Annotated in this window: 4 protein-coding genes and 3 pseudogenes; 1 reads left to right on the plus strand and 6 read right to left on the minus strand. The window is 45.5% G+C overall.

Annotated features, from left to right (window positions below; genetic code table 11):
* The 4 genes and pseudogenes from AC3G2T_RS38465 to AC3G2T_RS38480 form a co-directional block, all read right to left on the minus strand.
* Positions 1 to 927, minus strand: a pseudogene (locus tag AC3G2T_RS38465) (sensor histidine kinase); the annotation flags it as partial.
* A 49-nt stretch (positions 928 to 976) separates the two neighbouring features.
* Positions 977 to 2,641 carry a type 2 periplasmic-binding domain-containing protein gene (locus AC3G2T_RS38470; protein WP_488438787.1) on the minus strand — a complete coding sequence of 555 codons (1,665 nt, stop codon included), beginning with the start codon at positions 2,639 to 2,641 and terminating at the stop codon, positions 977 to 979.
* A gap of 251 nt (positions 2,642 to 2,892) precedes the next feature.
* A pseudogene (locus AC3G2T_RS38475) lies at positions 2,893 to 3,922 on the minus strand (IS4 family transposase).
* 127 nt (positions 3,923 to 4,049) lie between these two features.
* Positions 4,050 to 4,568, minus strand: a complete 519-nt coding sequence (locus AC3G2T_RS38480) for a hypothetical protein (protein ID WP_488438788.1) — start codon at positions 4,566 to 4,568, stop codon at positions 4,050 to 4,052.
* A gap of 289 nt (positions 4,569 to 4,857) precedes the next feature.
* Here AC3G2T_RS38480 and AC3G2T_RS38485 point away from each other — a divergent pair, with 289 nt between their 5' ends.
* The gene (locus AC3G2T_RS38485) at positions 4,858 to 5,229 is read left to right on the plus strand and encodes a hypothetical protein (RefSeq protein ID WP_488438789.1); all 372 of its coding nucleotides are present in this window, start codon (positions 4,858 to 4,860) and stop codon (positions 5,227 to 5,229) included.
* A gap of 383 nt (positions 5,230 to 5,612) precedes the next feature.
* Here AC3G2T_RS38485 and AC3G2T_RS38490 read toward each other — a convergent pair.
* Together AC3G2T_RS38490 and AC3G2T_RS38495 are read right to left on the minus strand one after the other, a co-directional pair.
* A pseudogene (locus AC3G2T_RS38490) lies at positions 5,613 to 6,161 on the minus strand (IS6 family transposase).
* Between the two features lie 124 nt (positions 6,162 to 6,285).
* Positions 6,286 to 6,697 (minus strand): response regulator (locus AC3G2T_RS38495; protein ID WP_488438790.1); only part of this gene is annotated, 412 nt, incomplete at its 5' end.

Consider the following 6,697-nt stretch of genomic DNA (forward strand, 5'->3'; position numbering starts at 1 on the left):
CGAATGGTGAATGCCTTCCATCGTGTCCGCAAGACTAACCATATTGACCAGATGTACGTCGATCGATGGAATGTAGCTCTGAATCGCCAAGTAGGACTGCCCATTAACCTCGAACTGTACCGTCTCGCGATCTGTATTACTCGTCAACTTCACACTTTCCATCAATTGCTCCGCGCTGTGCTGCTTGAACACAGGTGAAGTCTTCAAGCTGAATACCTGTCCGCTCCTTGCTACTACGATCAGCTGGGAGTTTGTGTTCTCCACACTGCTGAACGTTCGAGAAAAGAAATTCGACAGCTTCATCGTTACCTCTAGAATTCCGTTATGTGTTGCGTTGTCCACATATTTGAATTCCTGTAAGTACGTCATGACGAGGTCATTCGGCGATGGTTCGGATTTACCGGTGAGGACGACTTTCTCCTGTACAATCTCCCACCAGGGCAAACCGCTCTGCTTCATCACCTCATCATGCCAAGGCTCGTCCTGAATACGTGATTCCTGTTGGATGACTGGCCAAATCTCATTCACATAAGGGTTGTCCGTGAACAACCGGACATTCGTAATTCGTGGATTGTTGTACAGAAAATATTGAAAGTTTCTGACCACTTCATTCTTAATATGAAGAACACGCGCTGTATCCTGTCGTTGTTGAATTTGCATAAAATCGTTCATTTCCCGATTGGATAACGCAAGATGGCCGGTCCATTCCATCAACTCCACGCTATTCGCAATGTTCGTCTTTTCGACAGCCAGCACATTCTCGTTGTTCTTCGTCAATTCTTTCATTGCCTTGGCGGAATCTTCATTAAGCATATACCAGGAGAATAGAACAACCGGTATGAAGATAACGAACACAAATGACAGAATCAGTTTGACTTGAAGTGAAAGTTTAAATGTATATGCACGTATCCCCGATAACCAACGCATTGCCGCGAATCCCATCTCCTACTTCACGTCCTGTGCTTCCTCTATAGAACTATTGATTGAGCGACTTCAGCTTCTGTACATTTCGTTCATAGGCTGCTTGGCGGCTAACTTCGATAGCTTCTCGCTCGGTAAGGCTGTTCATATATCCGGCGAACAGTTGATCGAATTCAGCATCCGACTTGGACATCAGCAGCTTCGGCAGCGTACTGCCCCAGAGCCAATTGTTTTGGCCTTCCGCAACACCTTCCTTCGTCGTCGTGTCCGGAACCAGATTGTCGAACCAGGTCATGTTGATCGTCTTGCCCCTCGTCCAATCGGCAATTTGTTTGGCAGGCCCAACATCAGGCGGGGCCCATGCTAGATTCATGTTCGTATTCATTAGCATCCAGTACATATAAAAAGCGCCGTATTTGCTATCGAACGCTTTGCGGTCGGTGTTGAGCAGATGCAGGACCTCCGGCAGGAACTGATCTTTGCCTTCTATCGTATCGTAAGTAACGCCCTTCACTCCAAAGAACAGATCCTTGTTCCCCTCTTCGCTGAGCAAATAGCTGAGGAAGGCAATTGCCCGCTTCTTATCCTTGACGTTCTTCGAGATGAGCGTCACCGTCCAACCGGAGATGCCTGGTCCTGTAAGTGTTGGCACATCATGCGCATCATTCGCCGGACCATCAATCGCGATATACACCTTATTCGGGTCCTTCTGATACAACGCTTGGTTGTTCTTTGTAAAATCAGACCACTGATACAGCATGGCAAAATAACGCCCTTGCGATATTTTTTCAGTTATTTGCTTTCGTCCGCCATCAATATAGACATCTGGCGCCATCAGCCCATCCTCATTCGCCTGGCGGAACACCTTCAGCCATTTCAGATAGGTTGGATCGCTTCGACGATCGTACAGTTTGCCGTTTTTCTGCTGCGGAATTGCTAGGAAGTTCTGAAGCATCTCTTGCAGCGAATAGTTGCCGGTTTCCGTAAATTCAGTCAGGCCGATCGGAATGAGCGGCTGGCCGTCCACTTTCGGAAACTTCTCCTTCGCAGCCTTCAGCGCGCCGAGAAAACCTTCCGGCGTGCTCATATCCGGCTTCCCAAGTGCTTCATACATGTCTTTCCGAACAACAAAGGTCTGATTAGAAGTAAAAAGCTGACCATATTTTTGATAATCCGCAGGGGATGAAGATGCATTCGGGTAGGTATACACATTGCCGTCAGCCTGTGTATACCAGCTAAGCTTCGTGGGGTCTGCGACTTTAAAGAAATAAGGATCATACTGATCCGCTAGCTCATTCAATGGAAGCACCGTATCTACCTTGATCATCTTCAGCACGGCATCCTCGTACCAGCCCAGCGTGATGAAGTCAGGGAGCGACCTTGCTGCAATCATCGTGTTGAGCCTCTCGTTGGCGTTGCCGTCAGGCTTGATAAAGTTCAAGCTGACGCCCGTCTTCTTCGTTATATAATCGGAAACGACGTTGCCTCCCCACTTGCCGCCGAACCAATTGAAATTGATATACCAGTCAAACGTAATCGGTGTCGTGTCCTGCTTCCAGGCAGGCTCATCCGGAGAAGGCTTCGTTTGAGAAGCATCTGCCTCCATAAGATTGGCGTTGGAGTTCGTATGATCCTCAGCAGTGCCCCTAAAACAAGCCGCTAACGTCAAACACGTCATCATAGCTAGCAACAGCATTGCTGATTTACGCATTTTACCCATTCATAATGCTCCTTCGTCTGTTAGGTTGGCGAACTTAGTGTCCTATATATAGGGGTGATCTTGCCATAAACAAACAGGCTTTCAGCTGTGCAGAACCCTCCTGCTAGTATAAAGGTTACTGCAAGAAAAAGAAAGAGATTACACTTTAGGTAACTATGATGTTCTAGTTAATCATATTCCGGTTGTCTCATCTCCTAAACGCGCAGCCATACTCATACCATCTTTAAGCCCACCGATCTTATTTTAATAACTCAAACTTCGCAGCTTGAAATAGGCAGGTAAGCCTTGAGATAACTGGGCAAACCCGCGATCCATTGTTGGAGTTGACATTTAATCAATTTTGAGAGTTTTTTGTCTGCCTTTATTGCCACATCATTAATCAAATCGATGAGTTGCTGCAAGGCAACGACCCAGTCCAAAGTGCTGACCTCATCGCAAAGCAAATAAAACAAACAGCCAAGTGTGCGTGGATCGGTGCTTTGCCGATGCTGCCATGCAAGCAGAATGTATCTGGAAAATAGAGGTATCGTTTGTTGTCATTTTTAATCATACCAATGACATGTAGTCCGCGGCCCAGTATTTCTTTAATGAATGGCGCATGGGTAAACCAACTGTCCATTAAGGCGTAAGAGGCTGAGATACCATTGGCAATGGCGCGATCCATCATGGATGCAATCACTTGCGGAGTCGGGAGTAATGATTCTTCACGGCGTTTATAACCGATGGTACGTTTGTCAATTCCCTCTGTAATGCCTTTGATCTGCGACTTCGTAGAACTGAGTAAGGCGAAATCCATGGGGATAAACGAATGGCTGTCCGACCACCCCATCGTAAGCATGCGGAAACCTTTGTAATAGGCTCCGGTAGCGTGATCTCTAAATCTTGCGAGCAATTCCACCGCCTTACTGCGGTTACGAGCAAACATCGAATCATCAAAGATGAATGCAGTGACTCGGTTATCGGAAGTAAGTCGTTCGACTTTCTGAACTGTCGCAGCGCTCAGAGATAAGAGGAACTGCCGCCACGCGAATTTCGTGTGATTTAAAAATCGATAAACGGAGTCTTTGCCGGGAAACGATTCACTTTGGCACTTTCGAGCAGGCGAAACCAATTTTTCTGATGAAACAAAAGCACGAAAACAAGCTGAAAAAGATAGGCCGCCGTAAATCCAAATTTTTTGTTGATTTTCGCGTCTTTTAAATGCTTAAGCACCTGAAGCTCTTTAAAAGCTGGTTTAATTTCCTTTGGTAGTTGATTGCAGGGCTCTTTTTGCTCTATCATATAATGGACACCTCTTCTGTGTGGTAGTGGGTTGCTCGACACAATCACTATACCAAACGGAAGCGGTGTTTTTCTATTTTTGCAAGAGATAAATCATTATCCTAGTACAGCTTTATTTATCAAGGGTTTAAGACCAATTTCGCTCTGCGAAGTTTGAGTTACTAAGAATAAAATGCCATCGTTCACCAACATATTCTGATTCGTCGTAATGAAATTCTATTGGGAGCGCCAAACGCTGCTCTCTAACGTTCATAATGGCCAGTGCAGCCTGCTTTTCATCGCTAAACTTCGTACCTAACCATTTTTTCAGGTTAAACATAAAGGTGTTGTACCCAGTTAAAATAGATTGCCGTTGTCGATCAGAATGATCTGGCAGAATTTGACCTGTTACGTACTGCTCTATGTGCGTTGGCAAAAACTCCTCCATGGCCGATAGCTTATAATGATTGAACAAATCCCGAAATCGAGCATTCAGAGAACTCGTAATATTCATAATCGATTGTGGTGTTAAATTTCGGTCGGACAAACATATAAGCGCTAATGCAAAGTGGTTTGCCCACGGATGTTCTGCACATTGCCGCACAAAATATTTGATATTTTTCTCTTCAACCTTATCCCAGTAGTAATCTCCATTTGAATCAGACAAAAGTAACAGATCCTCCGAGATTTTACCGCAAAGAAGGGTTCCCCAGGGCGAATGGTGAAGTGAAGAGCGTATGCGTGAATTTCGCCCGTACGGATCTGTGAGGGGTATGGGGTTCAATACTTGAATGGAAAGACCACGCATACTTGACCACTTTTTTACATACACAGGAAAATGTTTTCATAAAATTACATGATATGGTATAATGAATCCTAGAAGGGTTGAAAACTGTCTAGCATTCATGCCTCTAGAAACTCCTTCATCAAATCCCCTTTTGAAAGGATGGATGTTATTGAAAACGAAGAAGTTAATGGTTCTGATGCTGTCTGTCATGATGCTCTTTATGTTCTCTACCGCTGTACACGCTGATCCGACCCCACTGTCCTCTACAGATACCATTACGGGTCAGGGAACACTGAGAATCACTGGAACTGCGTATTTTAGCGGTTCGCCTGGAGCAGGGGTCATATTTGCGGATGTGTACCGTGTCGTAAATGGCACAGAACAGCTTGTTGAGAAGAGTCGTTCGAATATTTTCAGTAATCCTGCTACCGTTAGTTTCACCATCAACTTCAATACGGTATTTACGCAAGGTACGTACAAAATCAAATATTCTTACGGCGGTTCACTTGATTACTTAAGCACCTATCCCCAATTCCTATAAGAACCCAAAGGACCGCCAGGTAACATCTCCCTGACGGTACGGTCAGCCTGTCGATAAAACTCAACAGGCTGGCTTTTTTTACTCAAATTCTGAACGACGAAGCCTTAATCAACAGTCTGAAGGTTCGCCCTCCCCCCTGCGCGTCCGAGCTAACATACTCTAACGGATTTCATTGCCGTTATTCTCGCTAAAATCATTGTTTGCCCTTCGGACGAGCTGTAGCTGGCTTGCGCCACAAACACCAGAGCAGCAATACCGTCCCGCAAATAACGAAGCGAAAGCCGATCAAATACAGCGGATATTCCGTTATAACGACCTTCAGCGCCAGGAATACTGAACCCCATAGTATCCATAACGATACGAGCGCCGCGGCATAGCGAATGCTATAAGAGGAGCCTCCTTGTTCCAGCAGCAATGTTATTGAGCCATTCAACAGCTGAGAGGACAGAAGAATTATTTTCGGCCTGCCCTTTCCTAATCAAATGAATGGCCTCGATTCCTTTTAACGTCTGTTCTGCAGTTAGAAATGATTTGAAACCAAGCATCGGTTTTGTGATTTTTTTATGAATCGATGATCTTGCTCCACAATGTTGTTTAGATGCTTTGTTTGTCTAATCAAGGTTTCTTTACGAGGTATTTGATTATGTGGCAAGGACAAAGCCTTTGTAAAGAAACGCTTAGCTGCCGGCATAGCTGCGAATTCGTTTATCTATTTCGGGTCCAAACTCATGGACCCATCTCATGATCGTTGTATGGGATATCTTTAAACCTCGCTCACTCATCATTTCTACGATGTCTCGATAGCTTAAACTATATTTTAAATACCATCTCACGGTTAGTAAAATGATTGCTGATTCATATTGCTTCCATTTAAATAAATCCAATTTGCACCACAACCTAATCGTTCCGCCTTCTCCATCACGCGTGAGCATCCAATCCATTTGCCCTTGTAACAGCTCTTCGATTTGTTTCTTGAAAGAGGCAGCATCCGTGCGCTAGGCTGTGATCCTCCACTGCGCCGCGTAAGCAAGCCCAGCGTATTCCTGTATCCAACCATCAAAAGTCGGCCTGCTTCAGCTTGTTCTCTGTTACCGCGTCATCCACATCCTTCTGGGTCAAATGCTGGGTAACTAGCTCGGCAGCAACAAGTCTGGCATCTTCACGCGACTTGTCTGCTCGTTCTTCTCTCATCCTTATGTTCTGCCTTAATCGCTCCAGGACGGCAAACAACTCCTCCCGCTTCACAGGCTTCAAGAGATAATCCTTCACAGCACAGCGAATCGCTTTCTGCGCATATACGAACTCATTATAGCCAGACAGCAATACAATCTCGGGTTTAATCGGGTGGCCTTGCAGCTGATCGAGCAGTTCGAACCCATCCATAATTGGCATTCGGATATCTGTGATCATAATATCCGCAGGCTCATGGCGAAGCAGCTCCAGCGCCTCTTGTCCATTCTCGGCAAAT

The sequence above is a fragment of the Paenibacillus sp. sgz302191 genome (assembly GCF_057749925.1).

Bases quoted from the DNA above. Each gene is read 5' to 3' on its own strand.
- AC3G2T_RS38470 (WP_488438787.1), bottom strand. From the start codon at position 2,641: ATGGGTAAAATGCGTAAATCAGCAATGCTGTTGCTAGCTATGATGACG.